Annotated in this window: 21 protein-coding genes, 1 tRNA gene and 2 pseudogenes; 17 read left to right on the top strand and 7 right to left on the bottom strand. The window is 36.7% G+C overall.

Annotated elements, in window-relative coordinates:
• Positions 1 to 106 precede the first annotated feature (106 nt).
• From ltrA to CY0110_RS30850, 14 genes and pseudogenes are all read left to right on the top strand, one after another.
• Entirely contained in the window at positions 107 to 1,879 is a 1,773-nt protein-coding gene (ltrA, locus tag CY0110_RS11180; RefSeq protein WP_008275535.1) for a group II intron reverse transcriptase/maturase, read from the top strand.
• 78 nt (positions 1,880 to 1,957) lie between these two features.
• Positions 1,958 to 3,313: pseudogene (locus CY0110_RS11175) on the top strand (elongation factor G); the annotation flags it as partial.
• Positions 3,314 to 3,609: 296 nt separating this feature from the next.
• Complete coding sequence (locus CY0110_RS11170) at positions 3,610 to 3,954, top strand: hypothetical protein (RefSeq protein ID WP_008275533.1); 345 nt, start codon at positions 3,610 to 3,612, stop codon at positions 3,952 to 3,954.
• A gap of 30 nt (positions 3,955 to 3,984) precedes the next feature.
• Entirely contained in the window at positions 3,985 to 4,509 is a 525-nt protein-coding gene (locus CY0110_RS30860; RefSeq protein WP_008275532.1) for a hypothetical protein, read from the top strand.
• A 155-nt stretch (positions 4,510 to 4,664) separates the two neighbouring features.
• Positions 4,665 to 4,895, top strand: coding sequence for a hypothetical protein (locus tag CY0110_RS11160; RefSeq protein WP_008275531.1), 231 nt, complete (start codon positions 4,665 to 4,667; stop codon positions 4,893 to 4,895).
• Complete coding sequence (locus CY0110_RS11155) at positions 4,892 to 5,161, top strand: type II toxin-antitoxin system RelE family toxin (protein ID WP_008275530.1); 270 nt, start codon at positions 4,892 to 4,894, stop codon at positions 5,159 to 5,161. Before CY0110_RS11160 ends, CY0110_RS11155 begins: the two co-directional genes overlap by 4 nt.
• Before the next feature lie 109 nt (positions 5,162 to 5,270).
• Entirely contained in the window at positions 5,271 to 5,492 is a 222-nt protein-coding gene (locus CY0110_RS11150) for a hypothetical protein (RefSeq protein ID WP_008275529.1), read from the top strand.
• Positions 5,489 to 5,761: a ParE family toxin-like protein gene (locus CY0110_RS11145; protein ID WP_008275528.1), complete on the top strand. Its 273-nt coding sequence runs from the start codon at positions 5,489 to 5,491 to the stop codon at positions 5,759 to 5,761. Before CY0110_RS11150 ends, CY0110_RS11145 begins: the two co-directional genes overlap by 4 nt.
• Positions 5,762 to 5,805: 44 nt before the next feature.
• Positions 5,806 to 6,009 (top strand): type II toxin-antitoxin system HicA family toxin, encoded by a 204-nt coding sequence (locus CY0110_RS11140; protein ID WP_008275527.1) that lies wholly within the window; start codon positions 5,806 to 5,808, stop codon positions 6,007 to 6,009.
• Between the two features lie 47 nt (positions 6,010 to 6,056).
• Entirely contained in the window at positions 6,057 to 6,278 is a 222-nt protein-coding gene (locus CY0110_RS11135; protein WP_008275526.1) for a type II toxin-antitoxin system HicB family antitoxin, read from the top strand.
• Between the two features lie 10 nt (positions 6,279 to 6,288).
• Positions 6,289 to 6,465, top strand: coding sequence for a hypothetical protein (locus tag CY0110_RS30405; RefSeq protein WP_008275525.1), 177 nt, complete (start codon positions 6,289 to 6,291; stop codon positions 6,463 to 6,465).
• Between the two features lie 56 nt (positions 6,466 to 6,521).
• Entirely contained in the window at positions 6,522 to 6,782 is a 261-nt protein-coding gene (locus CY0110_RS11130) for a CopG family antitoxin (protein WP_008275524.1), read from the top strand.
• A gap of 409 nt (positions 6,783 to 7,191) precedes the next feature.
• Positions 7,192 to 7,392 (top strand): annotated as a pseudogene (locus CY0110_RS31370) (HAD family hydrolase); the annotation flags it as partial.
• Between the two features lie 9 nt (positions 7,393 to 7,401).
• Positions 7,402 to 7,785, top strand: a complete 384-nt coding sequence (locus CY0110_RS30850) for an HAD hydrolase family protein (protein ID WP_008275523.1) — start codon at positions 7,402 to 7,404, stop codon at positions 7,783 to 7,785.
• A 48-nt stretch (positions 7,786 to 7,833) separates the two neighbouring features.
• Here CY0110_RS30850 and dnaN read toward each other — a convergent pair whose 3' ends face one another.
• Positions 7,834 to 9,015, bottom strand: coding sequence for a DNA polymerase III subunit beta (gene dnaN, locus CY0110_RS11120; RefSeq protein ID WP_008275522.1), 1,182 nt, complete (start codon positions 9,013 to 9,015; stop codon positions 7,834 to 7,836).
• A gap of 551 nt (positions 9,016 to 9,566) precedes the next feature.
• Here dnaN and CY0110_RS11115 point away from each other — a divergent pair.
• Positions 9,567 to 11,057 (top strand): SulP family inorganic anion transporter, encoded by a 1,491-nt coding sequence (locus CY0110_RS11115; RefSeq protein ID WP_008275521.1) that lies wholly within the window; start codon positions 9,567 to 9,569, stop codon positions 11,055 to 11,057.
• 37 nt (positions 11,058 to 11,094) lie between these two features.
• On the opposite strand, the gene CY0110_RS11110 is transcribed toward CY0110_RS11115, so the two are convergent.
• The gene (locus CY0110_RS11110) at positions 11,095 to 11,442 is read right to left on the bottom strand and encodes a hypothetical protein (RefSeq protein WP_008275520.1); all 348 of its coding nucleotides are present in this window, start codon (positions 11,440 to 11,442) and stop codon (positions 11,095 to 11,097) included.
• A gap of 343 nt (positions 11,443 to 11,785) precedes the next feature.
• Here CY0110_RS11110 and CY0110_RS11105 point away from each other — a divergent pair, with 343 nt between their 5' ends.
• A complete protein-coding gene (locus CY0110_RS11105) occupies positions 11,786 to 12,481 on the top strand; it encodes a HEAT repeat domain-containing protein (RefSeq protein ID WP_008275519.1) in 696 nt (231 codons plus the stop codon).
• 177 nt (positions 12,482 to 12,658) lie between these two features.
• Here CY0110_RS11105 and psaJ read toward each other — a convergent pair whose 3' ends face one another.
• The 3 genes from psaJ to CY0110_RS11090 form a co-directional block, all read right to left on the bottom strand.
• The gene (psaJ, locus tag CY0110_RS11100) at positions 12,659 to 12,787 is read right to left on the bottom strand and encodes a photosystem I reaction center subunit IX (RefSeq protein WP_008275518.1); all 129 of its coding nucleotides are present in this window, start codon (positions 12,785 to 12,787) and stop codon (positions 12,659 to 12,661) included.
• 55 nt (positions 12,788 to 12,842) lie between these two features.
• Complete coding sequence (locus tag CY0110_RS11095) at positions 12,843 to 13,337, bottom strand: photosystem I subunit III (protein ID WP_008275517.1); 495 nt, start codon at positions 13,335 to 13,337, stop codon at positions 12,843 to 12,845.
• Positions 13,338 to 13,558: 221 nt separating this feature from the next.
• Positions 13,559 to 13,852: a hypothetical protein gene (locus tag CY0110_RS11090; RefSeq protein WP_232285712.1), complete on the bottom strand. Its 294-nt coding sequence runs from the start codon at positions 13,850 to 13,852 to the stop codon at positions 13,559 to 13,561.
• Between the two features lie 63 nt (positions 13,853 to 13,915).
• Between CY0110_RS11090 and CY0110_RS11085 the strand changes: the two genes are divergently transcribed.
• Positions 13,916 to 13,988 (top strand) — tRNA-Ala (locus tag CY0110_RS11085).
• 81 nt (positions 13,989 to 14,069) lie between these two features.
• Here CY0110_RS11085 and CY0110_RS11080 read toward each other — a convergent pair.
• Positions 14,070 to 14,516: a DUF2267 domain-containing protein gene (locus CY0110_RS11080; protein ID WP_008275515.1), complete on the bottom strand. Its 447-nt coding sequence runs from the start codon at positions 14,514 to 14,516 to the stop codon at positions 14,070 to 14,072.
• Positions 14,517 to 14,669: 153 nt separating this feature from the next.
• Positions 14,670 to 17,186 (bottom strand): AAA-type ATPase lid domain-containing protein, encoded by a 2,517-nt coding sequence (locus CY0110_RS11075; protein WP_008275514.1) that lies wholly within the window; start codon positions 17,184 to 17,186, stop codon positions 14,670 to 14,672.
• Positions 17,187 to 17,297: the final 111 nt, after the last annotated feature.

Below are 17,297 nucleotides of genomic sequence, written 5' to 3'. Positions count from 1 at the left end.
AGATAAGGGAGAGATTGAGTCAAAAGCAAATCTGTCTCTGGTAATCAGAGAGGGACGCAGACAGACTCACGGTTTGAAGGATTGTAAAGTTGGAAGTAACAGTAACATGACTAATGCCCAATCGAGGAAAGTATTAACACCTACAGATGACGGAAAAAAGTGGAGTAACATCGACTGGAAAACCGTCAACAAAAAAGTGTATAAGCTGCAAAACCGAATTTACAGAGCCAGTCAACGTGGGGACATTGTTGCCGTCCGCAAACTCCAAAAGATTTTGACCTCATCATGGTCAGCCAAATGCTTAGCCATAAGGAAAGTGACCCAAGAAAATCGTGGAAAGAGAACATCAGGAATAGACGGAGTAAAATCTTTAAGACCGTCTGCCAGATGGAAGCTCATTCAGGAACTCAAATTCACAGGGAAAAGTAATCCAGTACGAAGAGTATGGATACCTAAACCTGGAAAATCAGAAAAGAGACCTTTGGGGATACCAACCATAAAAGACAGAGCATTACAAACCTTAGCAAAAATGGCACTAGAACCAGAATGGGAAGCAAAATTCGAGCCTCATTCCTATGGTTTCAGACCTGGTAGGTCAGTCCATGATGCAGTAGAAGCAATATTTTCAGGTATATCCAAGAAGAAGAAATTTATTCTTGAAACCGACATAGAAAAATGCTTCGACAAAATCAGTCATTCAGAATTAATTAAAAAGCTCAACACATATCCTAAATTGAGGAGACAAATCAAAGCCTGGTTAAAGGCAGGAATAATAGATGAAAATCAATTATTTCCAACAAAAGAAGGTACACCTCAAGGCGGAACACTAAGCCCATTACTAGCAAATATTGCTTTGCATGGAATGGAAGACTTACTCAAGAAGGCATTTCCCAGATTAGGAGTAGGAAACAGACAAACCTGGTTCCACTCAAAAGGACAGGAATTCTACAGTCCAATCCTAATCAGATATGAAGACGACCTTGTAGTAATACATGAAGACCAAAAAGTAGTTGAGGTCTGTAAAGAGCTAATAAATGAATGGTTAAGGACTATCGGCTTAAGACTAAAAGACAGTAAAACCAAAATTGTTCACACTTACGACGAACATAAAGGGAATAAACCCGGCTTTGATTTTCTGGGGTTTAACTTCAGACAATATAAAGCTGACAAAAATAGCTCTGGAAAATCTCCTAAAGGCGAATTACTTGGATTTAAAGCCATCATAAAACCTAGCAAGGAGAGTCTCAAAAAACACCATGAAAAATTACGAAAAGTAGTACGAAGTGAAAAAGCTTCTAAACAAGAAGTTCTCATTAGGAAACTCAATAGCGTAATAAAAGGATGGACAAATTTTTACTCAACTGTATGTAGTAAAGATTCATTTGAGACACAAGACCATCTGTTATTCTCCTGTTTAGTAAAGTGGGCAAAAAGGAGACATCCAAGAATAAAGTCTTGGAAGAAAGTCAAAAACAAATACTGGAAAACGTCAGAAACCGAAAATTGGATTTTCACTCACAAAGGAATTGAGGAAAGACTCAAAAGACACAATCAAACGCCCATAAAAAGGCATACATTGGTCAGAGGAAATGCCTCCCCTTATGATGGAAACCACGTCTATTGGAGTACCAGAATGGGCAAAAGCCCTATATTACACCCCAGAAAAAGTGCGTTATTAAAACGTCAAAAAGGGAAATGTAACTGGTGCGGATTACACTTTAAGCAAGAAGATGTAATACAGGAAGACCACATTGTAGCAAAAAGTAAAAACGGTAATAACCGTTTCGACAATCTACAACTCCTACACATCCAATGTCACCAAAAGAAAAACGCTAAGGACTATCGTGACTGGTATGAATGTCAACCACCCTCAAACTGAGGAGCCGTGTGCGCTGAAAGGTGCAAGCACGGTTTTGAAGCCGAGTCATAAAGGCGACTTTATGGCTTAGGGCAATATATTCAACCATCAAAAGAAGAAATACTCAAAGATTTAAAACAGGATCTTAGTGCAGACTTAATTGTACCCGTTTTCTTTGGTATTGCTGAACAACACTACGGCGTACGCCCCTTACTCGATGCTTTAGTCAAAGAAACCCCTGCACCCAATATTACAGGAGAACGTCGGGGACTTGAAAACAAAACTGAAGGCGAAACCCTTGTACAAGTCTTAAAAACCTACTTTACCCCCCAAGGTGGTCAACTTTCCCTAGTCAGAGTATGGCAAGGGGAAGTCAAAGAAGGAATGTTACTTAATGGGGTTCGCGCCGGTGGGGTTTATCGCCTCATGGGAGAAAAACAAATTTCTATCCCCAGTCAAACTGCATCATTAGGGGAAATTGTTGCGATCGCCCGTTTAGAGGGTATCAAGACAGGGGATACGTTATCCAGTAAAGAGAAACCCAGTGAACTTTTACCTAAAGCAGATACTTTAGAACCGGTGTATGCGTTAGCTGTTACTCCCGAAAAACGCAAAGATGAAGTGAAACTCAGTTCTGCTTTTGCTAAACTCATCGAAGAAGATCCCTCCTTGCATTGGGAACAACACGGAGATACGAAAGAGGTTATTCTGTGGGGACAAGGTGAAATACATTTGCAGGTTGCTTTAGATCGGTTGCGTCGCAAGTATAACTTACCCATGACCACCCATTTGCCTCAAGTCCCCTATAAAGAAACCATCCGTAACGCCAATAAAGTGCATGGACGTTATAAACATCAAACTGGCGGTCATGGGGCATTTGGAGACGTTCACCTAGACATCAAACCATTACCCAGAGGCGAAGGCTTTCACTTCCATCAAACCATCGTCGGGGGTGTGGTTCCCAAACAGTACATCCCTGGGGTAGAAATGGGGGTCAAAGAATATTTAGATCATGGTCCGTTGGGTTTCCCTGTGGTGGATGTAGATGTGACCTTAACCGACGGTTCCTATCATTCGGTAGATAGTTCTGAACAAGCGTTTAAACAAGCTGCACGCATTGCAATGAGTGAGGGAATGCCATCATGTCATCCTGTGCTGTTAGAGCCTATTTTATCCGTTAAGGTATCAGTGCCGGCGGAGTGTACTGCAAAAGTGTTGCAGTTGGTGAGTGGAAGACGGGGACAAATTCTCGGTTATGAAAGCTTAACCCAGTGGAAAGGATGGGATCAAGTCACTGCATATTTACCCCAAGCAGAGATGCACAACTTTATTATTGAACTGCGATCGCTGACCATGGGTGTGGGTACGTTTACTTGGACTTATGACCATTTACAAGAGGTTCCAGATAAGGTGACAAATAGAGTGTTAACTAACAATGGTAACGGGAAAAATTAACCTTTTTTTCTGATTGATTTATGTTGTTTTTAAAGATTAGGGTAGATTAATGTCTGCCCTTTTTTGTATTATTATTAATAATAGTCAGTGTAATTGAGACAATATTAAGTAACCAAAGATGTGAGAAGAAGATTTAGAAACCTTGAAGCTCGAATGAGGGAATTAGAAAATCACGGTTAATATTTCTATTTATTTTATTATGACTATATTTTTGATTTTCAATAGTTCATTCTTACTAAAAAAAGATTATAATGAATCTATGTACACTAAAATTTTGAATTAGGAGAAATTGATTTATGTCAATTAGCAGTATACAAAATAGTATTGAGCGAACTCAGCGTGATATACAAAATCTAAACAACAAGCTGACTGATGAGACAAAAAAGGAAGCTGACAGGAGCGATAAAATCTTTCGTGCAAAACAGACAATTTCCCGTTCTAAAAGTAATTCAACAATTCAAAGTAAAAGTAGAGAGATTCAACGATACGAAGGTGAAGTCAGTCAAATTCATAAAAAAAAAGCTGAACTAACTAAGCAAATAGGAAACAAAACAAAACAACTATATTCATATCACAATCAACTGAATAAAGTACAAAATCGAGAACAAAAGAAACACTTAGAATTCTTGAGAAGGGAGTAACGTGAAGCACAGTATGAACAAGCATCTACTTTGGACAAAATATTTGATAGTCAAGATAACGGAGAATCTTTATCGTCAGTAGTTGAAAATGATGTTTTTAATTCTCCCACAAGCGAAGATACAGAATCTTTAGTTACCCCCTTTGTTGAAGAATTAATTAAAATTAGCGTGAATATTATGTATGCTGAACTTAAGCTTACGATTGAAGATTTTAAAAAACAGGTGAATTCTAATGCTCGTGCAATTGAAGCATTAACTAATAATTTTACAGAGTTTCAACAAATTCAAGAAAATCAGTCCAATCAAGTAATGACGATCATCAGAGAACTGCAGGAGAGACAGATTCAACTACAAGATACACAAGAACGTGAAAGAGAAACTCTTGAGACAATAACAAAGGAAATGACCCGATTTATTATAAAATTTAATACAAATAAAAATCGGATAGAACAATTAACTGGTTATAGTCTTTCTAATGAATCAGATCATCTCGACATACAACAAAGATTGATGAACCTTGAAGCTCGAATAAATGAATTAGAAAATCAAAGTTAATACTTTTGTATGTGATCGCTATATTTATACTTTATTTTTCTAATGCGATCGCTGATCTTGTAGGGTGCGTTAATGAAATGTAACGAACCATCTCAAATTATGATTCTTATTTAGCTAAAATAACAGATAACAGACTATATATTACACCATAAATCATGACTGAACTTCTCGAAAAAGTCATCACAGAACTTAAAAAACTTCCCCCCGATCAACAAGATGCGATCGCTTCTCGTTGGATGGAGGAACTAAAAGACGAACAGCAATGGACAGAAAAGTTTGAATCAACCACTGATGAACAATGGGATCAAATGGCTGATATGGTTCGACAAGAAATAAGCAATGGTGAAACAACACCATTAGATAACGTTTTTCGAGTTAACTCATGAAATCGAGTGTAACAAAAACATTTCGTAAGCAACTTAACCAACTTTCCGAAAGTGTACAAACGCAGGCCGAAAAAGCAGACAAACTTTGGGAGAAAGATCCCTATCATAACAGTTTACAATTCAAACGAGTCAGTCAACGTCAACCTATTTATTCAGTGCGGATAAGTTTAAATTATCGTGTTCTGGGATTATTAAACGATGATCATATTTACTGGTTTTGGATCGGGACACACGATGAGTATGATGAGTTACTTAAAAGATTGTGAGTGCCGATCTTGTAGGTTGGTTTAAGGAACGAAACCAAACAAATATCTAACAATGAGCGATCGCGTTATAATCAAAACAACTCGACGAAAATAATTGTGATCTAAAGTGATGACAGACTTATTAACAGAAGCATTTAAAAAAGCTCAGAATTTACCCGAAGATATCCAAAATGAACTGGCTAAACAATTAATCGAAGATATTGAAAACGAATATCAATGGCAAGAAAGTCTAGAACAACCCCAAAGTTCTTTTTTAGATGAATTAGCGAAAAAAGCCTTAAATGAATCATCACAAGGAAAAACCAAGAAAATAGGGTTTGATGAAATATGAAGTCAGAATTAACAAATGACTTCTTAAAATGTTTTGCTAAACTACCCGAAACAGTTAAACAAACAGCACGAAAAAACTATAAACTATGGAAAGACAACACAACACATCCTAGTTTAGAGTTCAAGAGACTTAACACTAGAGAAAGTGTATATTCTGTAAGAGTAGGAATCGGTTGGCGTGCTGTAGGAGTCATGAAAACATCGGATACAATTGTTTGGTTTTGGATAGGAAAGCATAGCGAATATGATAAATTACTGAAAAAATTATAGACTGCGATCACTCTCAACTTTTCATAAGATAGTACGATAAATGAATGAACAAAAAACAGCGTAAAATTTATGATGCTATCTTTGCAGAACCCATTAGACGTAATATTGTTTGGGATGATGTAGTAACATTAATTAAAGCCATAGGAGGAACATTCACTCAAGGAGATGGTTCAAGAGTTAGATTTGATTTTAATAATATTTCTCTCAATATTCATTCTCCTCATCCTCAAAAAGAATTAAAAAGATAGCAAATTAAAGCAATTCGTGAATTTTTAATTAAAGCAGGAATTAACCCATGAAATATAAAGGATATGAAGCAGTCATTGAATATGATGAAGAAGATCAGTTATTTTTTGGTCGGGTAATTAACATAGAAGATATAATCGTTTTTGATGGTCTTTCTGTAGATGAATTAAAACAAGCTTTTCAAACCGTGATTGATCAATATTTAGCTGATTGTCAGGCTTTAAATAAATACCCCGAAACACCTCTTTCTAAATTAGAATCCTCAATGTAGGAAATTAATCATGTATAAAGACCCTATTGTAGAAGAAATTCATAAGTATAGAGAAGAATATGCCAAATCCTTCAATTATGATTTAAAGGCAATATTTGAAGATTTACGAAAAAAGCAAATTTGCAGTGGACGAAAATTTGTTACATTACCTATCAAGAAAGTGTCTAATAAATCATTAAAAACTTAAGCTATAGCTGTAAGGTATGTGGCCATCTCAACAATATAAATCACAGGGTAGATACTATGAACAAAAAATCTAATGCAGTCGACCCCATTCCTGAAGAATTTTCTAGTTATGAAGCAGCAGCAGAATTCTGGGATACTCATGATACAATTGACTATTTAGATGACTTTGAAACTGTCACATTAGAAGCAGAGTTACAACAGCGACATTTTGCAGTTGAAATTGATGAAGATATTATGAAAGTTTTATTTCAACAAGCTCAAAAAAAAGGGGTTGCTATTAGTCAATTAGTCAATGATGTATTGAGAGAAAAATTATAAGAAGCAGCTTGACTTGAAAAAAGCAAAAAATTACGGCGATCGCTCACTATGGGTGTGGGTACGTTTAAACACCTTTTTTTCACTTCTAAAATTTGAATTATTATATCAACTAGGACACTGTTTCAGATACTGTACCCTTCGAGCTATAGGTGATTTAGACTTAAGTATTGATGAAGTGTTTTCTAAATACTATGATGAGGAAAAAAGGCTACTTGATCTTATCGAGATATGCCAAATATAGTATAGTCGCTTGTTTGATGGCGATCGCGTTATAATTATAGTGCGATCGCTAAATTAATAATGATCTATCATGACAGAGAACCTCTGAGCTATTGAGATCATGAAGTATCGCGCGATCGCCACCGACTACGATGGAACCCTGGCGACTAATTGAACCGTTGACACAGAAACACGACAATCTTTAAAGCGTTACCGAGAGGCAGGGGGGCGATTATTACTGGTAACAGGACGAGAATTATCTGAGTTAAAAGAAGTATTTAGTGATCTAGGTCTATTTGATGGGGTTATTGCTGAAAATGGAGCCGTTTTCTATCAACCTGGCCTTGAACAACTACAACTGTTAGCAACACCCTTACCGAATGAATTTGTTTCATCTCTAATGACTCAAAATGTGAGTCCTATCAGTCAAGGTCAAGTATTAGTCGCCACTTGGCAACCTTACTTTGATGTTGTCAAGCAAACCATCAAAAAAATGGGCTTAGAAGCTGAAATTATCTTAAATAAGCGAGCAATAATGATACTGCCAAAAGGGGTTAATAAAAAGACTGGCCTTGAAGTTGCATTGACTCAATTTCAACTTTCCCCTGAGCTAGTCGCAGGTATTGGAGATGCTGAAAATGACCGTGATCTTTTACTTTATTGTGGTTTAGGGGTAGCCGTGGCAAATGCGTTATCTGATTTAAAAGCGATGGCTGATTGGCAAACTCAAGCACCTAGAGGACAAGGGGTTCAAGAGTTAATCGAGTGGTGTTTACAATGTTAAAATATCCCCCCAACTATTCAAGTTGGGGTAAATAAATCAAATTTTAGACTACTTCACAATTTGTACCGGCATGACTAAATAAGTCATTTGTAAACCTCCCAAAGGATTAAAAATAACCGGTTGATTTCCTTCATTTAACTGCATTTTAATTTCTTTGGTTGGTAGTGCTTTTAAACCATCCATTAAATATTTAACATTAAAAGCAATTTCGCCACTTTCTCCTGTTACTTCTGCCGGCATCGATTCTTTAGCACTTCCTAAATCTTGGGTTTCAACGGATAAGGAAACTTGCCCCTCTTCATGGTTAAACGTACACTTAACTAAATTGTTTTTTTGATCCGCTAAAACGGCTACCCTTTCTAAACTACTTAATAACCTTTTTCTTTCTAAACTAATGGTGCGAGTAAACTCTTTTGGGATTAACATTTGATAATTAGGATAAGCCCCGTCTAACTTACGAACCGTTAACCGTTGATGGCCTAATTGGAACACCACTTGAGCCTCATCGACTTGTAAAGCGATCGCATCAGATTCATTACGGTTCCCGATCATCCGTTCTAATTCCCGTAAAGCTCGTGCTGGAATCGTTACCGCAAACCCTTCTAAATTGGGCATTTCACTGCTTGTCTCATCCTCATTATCCTCATCGGTTTGTGGGGGTAAAGTGGTTTCTACCACCGATAAACGATGGCCATCAGTGGCCGCGAATTCTAAACTATCGGGAGTCCCTGTTAAATGAACCCCTGTCAATATTTGTTTTGTTTCGTCGCTACTGGCTGCAAATAAAGCTCCCTTTAAGCCTTCGGTTAACATAACGATGGGTAATTGTAGTGACTCTCCCTCTTCTACCGTGGGTAACGGGGGAAACTCCTCTGCATCCATAGCCCTAACCTGAAACTGTCCCGATGCACATTTTAAGGCGACAATGTGGCTATCATTGTTTTCTGTTTCTTCGCTCATCAGGGTAATTTCCCCTTCTGGAAGTCGTGATACGATATCATTAAGTAGTTTAGCCGGTAAGGTAATTTGGCCATCTTCGCTGACATCTGCACTAAAACTGGTTTCAATGCCTAAACTGAGGTCGAATGCAGTTAAGCTAACTCGGTTTTTCTGACTATCGGCCACCATTAACACATTGGCTAAGATAGGATGGGTAGGGCGAGAAGGAACAGCCCGACTGACTAAAGATAAATTACTATTAAGATCACTTTGACTACAAACGAATTTCATAGAGAGTTGGAAAGCTGATAAACGTAGATCAATTGTATTTTGACTTAATTTTGATCCTTTGTTACTTAAATTTTTCTTCTGTTTATGAATAACGCTGTGGAAAAACTGTGGAAAAACTTCTAGGATTTTTTATAGATACTCACGTTCTAGATAAGAAATTCTTTCTTTATGATCAGAAGTTAGGATAAAGAATTTAACACTTAAGACAATCTAAGATAAGTAAATCAAAGATTAAAAGATTCTGTAAGAATAATTAACCTTACAAGTCAATTATTTACTTTAATCTTGACTATTCTGACTTCTGACTTCTGACTTTTGACTCTTTAACACTGTCATCAGCTAATTTGATTAAACTCAGATTACAGTCTATGAAGATCATCCTCTTAAAAACCCTTAAATATCTTAATTTTTACAAGATATTGCTAAATTTCGCGTTTTTATAGAATTTTAAGTTTTTCCACAGAATAAATAGTATTTTCCTTCTATAAGTTAACGAAAAATAAGAGGTAGTGTTATAGTGTGCTTGTTTTCTGGCACGATATTCCGATAGTATGAGTGAAATATTTACAAAAAAAGTTTGGTTTTCTAACGTTAAAAATGATTTATTAGCCGGGGCTGTGGTAGCTTTAGCCCTTATTCCAGAAGCGATCGCCTTCTCCATTATTGCTGGAGTTGATCCCAAAGTAGGATTATACGCCTCCTTTTGCATTGCCATTATTACGGCTATTATTGGAGGTCGTCCTGGGATGATTTCGGCTGCCACAGGAGCAATGGCTTTACTGATGACCACTTTAGTCAGAAATCACCCCGAAAACGGTTTACAATACCTTTTTGCTACGACTGTCCTCACAGGAATTTTACAATTGATTTGGGGTTGGATCAAACTGGGAAACCAGATGCGTTTCGTTCCGAAAGCTGTGATGATCGGCTTTGTTAACGCTTTAGCTATTCTAATTTTCCAAGCACAACTCCCTCAATTTGAAGAAGCTTCTTTCTTGGTTTATGGGATGGTTGCGGTAGGATTAGCCATTATTTACGGTTTACCGAGATTAACAACCCTAGTTCCTTCTCCGTTGGTCGCTATTGTCATTATTACGGCTGCTTCTTGGGTCGGAGGATGGGAAGTCCATACCGTGGGGGATGAAGGCTCTTTACCCACCAGTTTACCCATTTTTGGCATTCCTCAAGTACCGTTTAATTTTGAAACCTTAGAGATTATTTTGCCTTATGCTTTAGCTTTGTCTTTGGTAGGCTTATTAGAATCGTTTTTAACCGCTAATGTCATTGATGATTTAACAGATACTTCCAGTAACAAAAATCAAGAAGCTTTGGCACAAGGAACGGCTAACATTGTTACGGGATTTTTTGGAGGAATGGCCGGATGTGCCATGATTGGTCAATCTGTGATTAATATTCGTTCTGGGGGACGCGCCAGACTGTCTACTTTGAGTGCTGGCATTTTCCTATTTATTTTTATTATTGTCTTTGGAAAATGGGTTGAACAAATTCCGATGGCTGCTTTAGTCGCAGTGATGATTATGGTTTCTATTAGTACCTTTAGTTGGAGTTCTATTATTAATATTCGCAAAGTGCCTAAAAATGAAACTGCAGTGATGCTCACCACTGTATTGATTACTGTTTTAACTCATAATTTAGCCATTGGAGTCTTAATTGGAGTAGCCATGAGTGCCATTTTCTTTAGTCGAAAAATTGCTAACCTTATTCATGTGGATTCTTATTTAAAAGAAGGAGGCAAAGAACGGATTTATAGTGTTAATGGTCAGGTATTTTTTGTATCTGTAGATAGCTTTTTAAGTGCTTTTGATTTCCGTGAAAAATTAGAAAAAGTTGTTGTCGATTTAAGCCATGCTCATTTATGGGATCATTCTGCAGTTGATGCCGTGGATAAAGTGGTATTACGTTATCGTAAACGAGGAGTAGAAGTAGACTTAATTGGTGTAAATGAAGCCAGTGCAACCCTTTTAGAAAGATTAGCAATTCATGATGATCCTGATGCTTTAGATAAAATGGGCAGTCATTGAAATTTATTTGTAGAGGTATTTGCCTCTACAAATAAACTTAAGCGCTATACTGCCATTGTTCAGTTTTTTGCTTAATTTTTTCTAATTGATAAGCTAATAATTTTTGGATTTCACCATAATTTTTCAACTCAGTTAGATAAGGTTGTTTTTTCAATAATTGACTATGTTGTTCTAGTGTTTCAAGTCTGTGAGTGATTTGGGTAATTATTTTATTAGCTAAAGCTAGTTTTTCTGATAATTGTTGTTGATTACCAGAAATTATTATTGGTGCCTCTAATAGGGTAATCACTTTTTTAATTTCTGTTAGACATAAGGAAATTTCTTCTTGATAATCGTTAAAAATGGCATCCATTGTTTTATTTTGCTCAGATGATAAATTGTTCATAAAATTTAATCCTAACTATACAACTCCTACAAAATAATTGGATTTGATATTAACACCGCTTTCCTAAAGAGTAGAAAATGTTTAGATAGTTTTAAGAATTTCTGATTAAGTTATTACTCAAATAAAATAAGATACGTTTTTTTATTTTATTTACTATCATTCGTCAATAAATTTACACAAAACTTTATGATTTGAATAAATACAGCACTTTGCGAGTTATGAAAGGACACTTTAGAATAACTCTCTGGAGTAGATGATTTGCGATCGCCATTCTACTGATCCTTAAATAAGTTAAAATAAAAATCCTGCTCGATTTGTATATTGTACTGCTTAGATTTTTCTGATGAATGATTTTCTACTGACCTTATTTTTGTTATTAGTAGCCTTCAGTCTTTATTCACTCTTAGTTCAACGAAAAAAATCTCAGCAAACTTCTCTAAAAATTAAGGCTTCTGAGTCATCTTACCAATCTTTTTCTTCTTCAACTCCGATATCTAGATCATCAGAATTATTTAGTGAAATCAACACTAAGACGCAATTTCAACCGTCTCAGCCCTCTAACCCCTATTCGTCTTCCTCATTACCTCCTACTTCAACCATTAGCTACCAAAGCAATAATCAGTCTTTAGCGCAAAATATCAAAAATTGGGGGGACTCTAATTCTTCAAGTAACATTCCCCCTATTCTTAATTATTTAACCCATTCTGATCCGTCAATTCGGGTTACTGTTGCTAAAGCTTTAGGCAACTTAGTGAGTGTAAAAAACATTAGGGTTCAGATGCGTCAAGCTATTCTTGCTTTAGGACGTTTAAGCCGTGATCCAGTGCTTTCCGTTCGTTTAGCTGCAGTTGAAGGGTTAAGCAAGGTTAAATCTCCTGTGGTCATTCCTTTTCTCAAAGTAGCTCAGAAGGACGATAATAGCCAGGTTGTTAAAAATGCTAGTGCTGCTTTAAATAATTTTAAAGGCTATTCTGTAGCTTCTAAGAAAAAAGTTACGAAAAAACCTAAAAATGTGGTTAAACAACTATCTTCAACTTAAAAATAAAATAAAAAATTAACGTGAAAATTGTGGACATAGGACTTTTTGGGATTTGCCTACCTACTTAGACCAAATCCGCTCTAGATAATATAGTATATAGAAAAAAGGTTAACAAATTTTACTTTTTGTTAACCTTTAATAATTAAAAATTAATGACGTGAGTTGTGAATGAATCTTTTATCCTAAAGGATGGAAAAGAAGATCAGGATAGAAACGATTGAACTCAATTAAAATCCCTGCAGTTACCGTTAACAAGGCCATAATTAAAACAGGGGCAGTTGATAAAAACTTTGTCAAACCTTCCATGAATTAGTTCTCCAAACAATTAATGATCAATGAAAAAAGTGCAAATCGTGTTTAATTAACGAGGGGATACGGGGATTTCTCCATCTTTGGCGGTTAATTTGCCAGAGGTGAGTTCGCCGACGGCCGCTAAAGGCCAAGCAAAGCCGGTTAACATTTTACTGATAGCTAGAGGAACATTGATAACAACCTCTTGCATTTCAGCGTTTTTGTCATTGCGGATAGCGATTAAATAAGCCCGACCAACCCAACCGATCCAACCGGCAATATAAAGGAATAGAATACCAGGAATGGTAAAGTCGCCTACATGAGACAAATTACCATCTGCAATGAGATGAGGGTAGCCTTCCGGACCACATAATGCTTCTGCATAACGTTCAGCCCGTTTTTGACCGGACTGAGGATCATTGGTGGTATTGCGGAAATTCTTGGATTTTTGCTGGTAAGCAGGGTTTTCGCTACAAGGGGTTAAGTTATCGTAAAACGCCGAAGCGGTGGGGGCAAAACTAAACCACAGGGTTGCAACGAGAATTAAAGCGAACAATCGTTTCATAAGAGTTGTTTCCTTTTGTTACAAAAGACTAACGTTTGTTGTACACAAGATAGGAAAAATCACTGGTACATCGAAGATATCTTACTCTGACGACAAAGCCTGAGTAAAGATTGTCTTCCACTCGTCATTTTATGTTGACTTAATGGTTGACTTCATCATAATAAGCCCCGTGACTCCCTAGGCTAAGGGTTATGTTACAAATTGTTATCGGAGTGAGGTGGTTATGAGATTTTTTTGTTCAATAGCTTAAATTTTGGCAGCTGATACCATACTGTCCATAACAATTTTAATGTCCGTAGCACTTTTTGAGCGATCGCTAGTTGAATGAGGAGGGTTTGATAATATTGTCGTAGTTGCACTGTTCCTTGTTGTCCCCTTAAAATTAGATCGCGGGTCAGAGCAAACAATTCACCAACTTGTTGTTCAATATTCGTTAATTGATCAGTGATTTGTTGTAGAGAACCATATAATTGCCATAGTTTTACTACTAGATAACAATTAATACAGGTAATCACTAGGTTAAATATAATAACAAATAATAGCATTCAATGTTATAATAATGGATTGTAAGAAAACCTGGGGAATTAGCTCAGTTGGTAGAGTGCTGCGATCGCACCGCAGAGGTCAGGGGTTCGAGTCTCCTATTCTCCATCATAATTGATAACCATAGTTCAAACTAATAAGGTGCATTAAAGAAATATAATGCACCTATATAAATAACTTAAAGCCTAATTATCCCCAAAGTTGGCGAATATCATCGGGTAAATATTGAGCAATTTCTCTAGATTTCTGCTGAGGTAATTCGTCTTTGAGTGCTGAAAAGACAGCCTTGGTTACCTTTTTGGCTTCTACTCCTTCAGGAAGTGCAGCCTCTTGATCAAGTCTCAGGAAGAAGGTATTTGAGCCGATAGGTAGCTGTCTAAAAGGACTCACACGACTAAAAAACGCTACCATGACATTAGGATCATTCCATAAGTCAGCTATCTCCATATCCGCTTTTGGTGCTTCTTGATGGAGTTGTTGCTCGATTTGCTCGATTTGATCAGAGGGAATTAAATCCCGCATAATACGAAAAACAACTTTAGTGGCAGCTTGAGCATCATTGTCGTTTTCAAGTCCACTTTGCTCGATAACCTTTGCGAGAAATGTTTTTTGTTGTTCTTGTGTTTGTTCTGCCATAAATAATTTGAAATTCTGATGAAGTCGTTAAAACGTTAATTTTTTCGTTATTTTCAGCCTAGAAATAAACTGGTTTAACTCCCATCTCTCATAAGAGAGAAACATAAGAATTTTATTATGTGGACATATAATAACAACAAGAATTTATTTTGTTTACAACAAAAGAATCTTCCATAATCCAATAGCTAAAATCAAAGTAAATAAATGTTGGATAATTAAATAGTAAAAAGGTAATTTAGCAATTTTTTGAGTCAAAATGATTGATAAAATTACGCCTAAAATTAAAAGAATTTCTTGCAAAAAGGCAATAACAGCAGGATGGGCAACCATAATAGGAAGTCCTTGTCCTGAGAAGCCAAAGGTCGCTAAAGTAATGGGCAAAATTTGCCCTGCTTCTCCTAAACCAAGGGGCAAGTAATAAGCCAAATTTCCTGCCAAAACTAAGGGTAAATAGCCGTAAGCTAATTCCTTAAAGGGGCGAATTTTAACCCTTGATTGAAACGCTCCCCATAACCGCATGATTTGATGAAAAACGAGAGGAAATATAGCAGGCAAACCTAATGTTAGAATAGCTAGTCCTGAATGTATCCAAAATTGGTTTAAATCCCAAGAAAAACCTAACTGAGCTTGTACTTGGGGCAAACGATGTAAAAACACTGCATCTAATAATAAAAACAGTAAAGCCACTTCATAATTTCGAGGAACATGAGTCGTCCATAACTCAATGCCAGGGGGTCGTAAATTAAACTCTACAGAACGATGGGGGCAGGCTTTTAAACAGGTCATACATAAAACGCAATCTCGATTATCTTCAAGTTGGGCAGGATGGGAATAAAGAGGGCAACCATTGGTTTCTAATCCTTCCCCTTTTTGAGGGCCTCCTTTATAACATTGGTAGGTCGTACATTCTGCTGAGCAAGTTCCCTGTTGCCCTCGCAACTCTGTCATTGAGAGTTTAGCAAACATTCCATTCATGCCACCAATAGGACATAAATAACGACACCAAAAGCGACGTTCAAAAATCGTTGAACAAATCATTGCTCCGGCAGTGATTAATAATAATAAACAAGAAGATAGATAAGCCGTATTTTTTAAATCCCAGAGTTCTTCCCACAACAAAATTAAGGCGAATAAACCCCATAAAAACCATCCCCCCCAAGTTTCAGCCTCTTTGCGCGGCCATTTTTTCAGTTTTCTAGGAAATAACCACAAGGAAACTTTTTGAGTGAGTTCCCCGTAAATCATAAAAGGACAAACAGCACACCATAATCTACCCACAAAAAGAAATCCTAGCAAAACCAGTGGCCACCACCAAGCCCAAAAGAGATTTAAGGCAAAATTTTCACTTCTTGTTTGAGGCCCAATCCAGAGAATAATATTAATGACAGCAAAGGCTATTAAAGTAAAACCATAATTAAGTTTATCAGGATACCATTGAGAACGAAAAAACTGACGCAAACGAGGATATCCTTTGAGAAGATTAAAGCGAAATTGCTGTTTTTTACTTTGTGACGGCCAAATAATTTCTTCGGTGATTTCTTGATAACCTTTCAACTGTACAAGGGCGCGTTCAATAAGATTTTCGAGTTCTTGTAAATTGTTGGGAAAATCGTAGGCTTGAAGTTTTCTAGTAGCTTCAGAAGTAATCGTTACTTTGTCTACCCCCCTTTTACGACACATTAAACTAATGTAATAAGTCACTAAATCGTCAATATCTGTTTTCCGAACTCGCAACGGGGGAACTTTAATAATATTCTTGATCAACTCATCAATGTTAGAGAGCTTTTTTTCAGAAATAACAATAATTCTACAGTGACTCGTTTTGTTACTTAGAGGAGATTCTCCTTGACGGCTTATGGGATAATAAGTGCCATCTTTTAATAATTGAGCAATAGGTTTGAATAACTCAGGGGAAAGTTCTTGAAGATTATTGAGTATCAGAGTTCCTTTCCCTAACGCTTCAAGTAAGCTCAATTTGCCCCCAACTCGTCCAAATAATTCAGCCCCACTGGCTTGTAATTGAGAACAATTAACTTGAATGATAGGTTCTCGACGAAAAGGGGAACTAAAATGGAGCAGGGCAGCTAAATTGTCTTTTTGTAACCCAGGTTCTCCAAAAATCAATACAGGTTGACGATTATCGGAGAAGTTTTTGATCTGCGATCGCAATTTAACAGCGTAGCGACTTTTGCCAATCACTCCCCGTTTTACTTTTGTTACTAAATAAGGGCGGAGAATGGTCTGTCTTTCCTGTTGAAAACTCAACTCAGAAGAGAGTTCTTTTAGTTCTAAAGCCAGTTGTTGGGAAAAAGCTTGAGTGATTTCGGGATATTGTTTGAGTAATGACTTAAATTGTTGAGCATCTATCCCCCATAACTCACACTCATTTAACGTCACTAATGTTTTTGAAACGGGTTGCTCTAGAATTAATGCTCTTAAATTGATTAATGTTCCTGTCAGTAAACTAGCCTCTGGAATTCCTTGACTTTGAATTTGTCCAGATTTGAGAATATAAAGTTTTTCAGGGGTACTTCCACCTCTGACTAAGGTTTGTTTACCTTCAACCCTTATTAACTTCATCGAAAGTGCGATCGCCTCAAGCACCTCAGAACTTAATACATTTAAGGGAGTATTGTCTCTTAGCCAGGTGATTAAATCAGAAGTAGCCATTGCCAATTTTTCTTAATTTTAATTTCATTTTAGAGCTTTTTAGTTGTTAAAAATATCGGGCTATCCTGTGCATAGTCGAAGTTGCCCTAAGTTTTCAGAAAGAAAAACGAC

The sequence above is a fragment of the Crocosphaera chwakensis CCY0110 genome (assembly GCF_000169335.1).
Classification (GTDB): Bacteria; Cyanobacteriota; Cyanobacteriia; order Cyanobacteriales; family Microcystaceae; genus Crocosphaera; species Crocosphaera chwakensis.
The sequence above is the reverse complement of the archived record's forward strand: the minus strand, read 5'-3'. Positions and strand labels throughout refer to the sequence as shown.

Bases quoted from the DNA above. Each gene is read 5' to 3' on its own strand.
- CY0110_RS11160 (WP_008275531.1), top strand. From the start codon at position 4,665: ATGACTGAACTTCTCGAAAAAGTCATCACAGAACTTAAAAAACTTCCC.
- CY0110_RS11110 (WP_008275520.1), bottom strand. From the start codon at position 11,442: ATGAACAATTTATCATCTGAGCAAAATAAAACAATGGATGCCATTTTT.
- psaJ (WP_008275518.1), bottom strand. From the start codon at position 12,787: ATGGAAGGTTTGACAAAGTTTTTATCAACTGCCCCTGTTTTAATTATG.
- CY0110_RS11115 (WP_008275521.1), top strand. From the start codon at position 9,567: ATGAGTGAAATATTTACAAAAAAAGTTTGGTTTTCTAACGTTAAAAAT.
- CY0110_RS11075 (WP_008275514.1), bottom strand. From the start codon at position 17,186: ATGGCTACTTCTGATTTAATCACCTGGCTAAGAGACAATACTCCCTTA.
- CY0110_RS11105 (WP_008275519.1), top strand. From the start codon at position 11,786: ATGAATGATTTTCTACTGACCTTATTTTTGTTATTAGTAGCCTTCAGT.
- CY0110_RS11080 (WP_008275515.1), bottom strand. From the start codon at position 14,516: ATGGCAGAACAAACACAAGAACAACAAAAAACATTTCTCGCAAAGGTT.
- dnaN (WP_008275522.1), bottom strand. From the start codon at position 9,015: ATGAAATTCGTTTGTAGTCAAAGTGATCTTAATAGTAATTTATCTTTA.
- CY0110_RS11130 (WP_008275524.1), top strand. From the start codon at position 6,522: ATGAACAAAAAATCTAATGCAGTCGACCCCATTCCTGAAGAATTTTCT.
- CY0110_RS11155 (WP_008275530.1), top strand. From the start codon at position 4,892: ATGAAATCGAGTGTAACAAAAACATTTCGTAAGCAACTTAACCAACTT.
- CY0110_RS11145 (WP_008275528.1), top strand. From the start codon at position 5,489: ATGAAGTCAGAATTAACAAATGACTTCTTAAAATGTTTTGCTAAACTA.
- CY0110_RS30850 (WP_008275523.1), top strand. From the start codon at position 7,402: ATGACTCAAAATGTGAGTCCTATCAGTCAAGGTCAAGTATTAGTCGCC.
- CY0110_RS30405 (WP_008275525.1), top strand. From the start codon at position 6,289: ATGTATAAAGACCCTATTGTAGAAGAAATTCATAAGTATAGAGAAGAA.
- ltrA (WP_008275535.1), top strand. From the start codon at position 107: ATGACTAATGCCCAATCGAGGAAAGTATTAACACCTACAGATGACGGA.
- CY0110_RS11170 (WP_008275533.1), top strand. From the start codon at position 3,610: ATGTCAATTAGCAGTATACAAAATAGTATTGAGCGAACTCAGCGTGAT.
- CY0110_RS11095 (WP_008275517.1), bottom strand. From the start codon at position 13,337: ATGAAACGATTGTTCGCTTTAATTCTCGTTGCAACCCTGTGGTTTAGT.
- CY0110_RS11140 (WP_008275527.1), top strand. From the start codon at position 5,806: ATGAACAAAAAACAGCGTAAAATTTATGATGCTATCTTTGCAGAACCC.
- CY0110_RS11135 (WP_008275526.1), top strand. From the start codon at position 6,057: ATGAAATATAAAGGATATGAAGCAGTCATTGAATATGATGAAGAAGAT.
- CY0110_RS11150 (WP_008275529.1), top strand. From the start codon at position 5,271: ATGACAGACTTATTAACAGAAGCATTTAAAAAAGCTCAGAATTTACCC.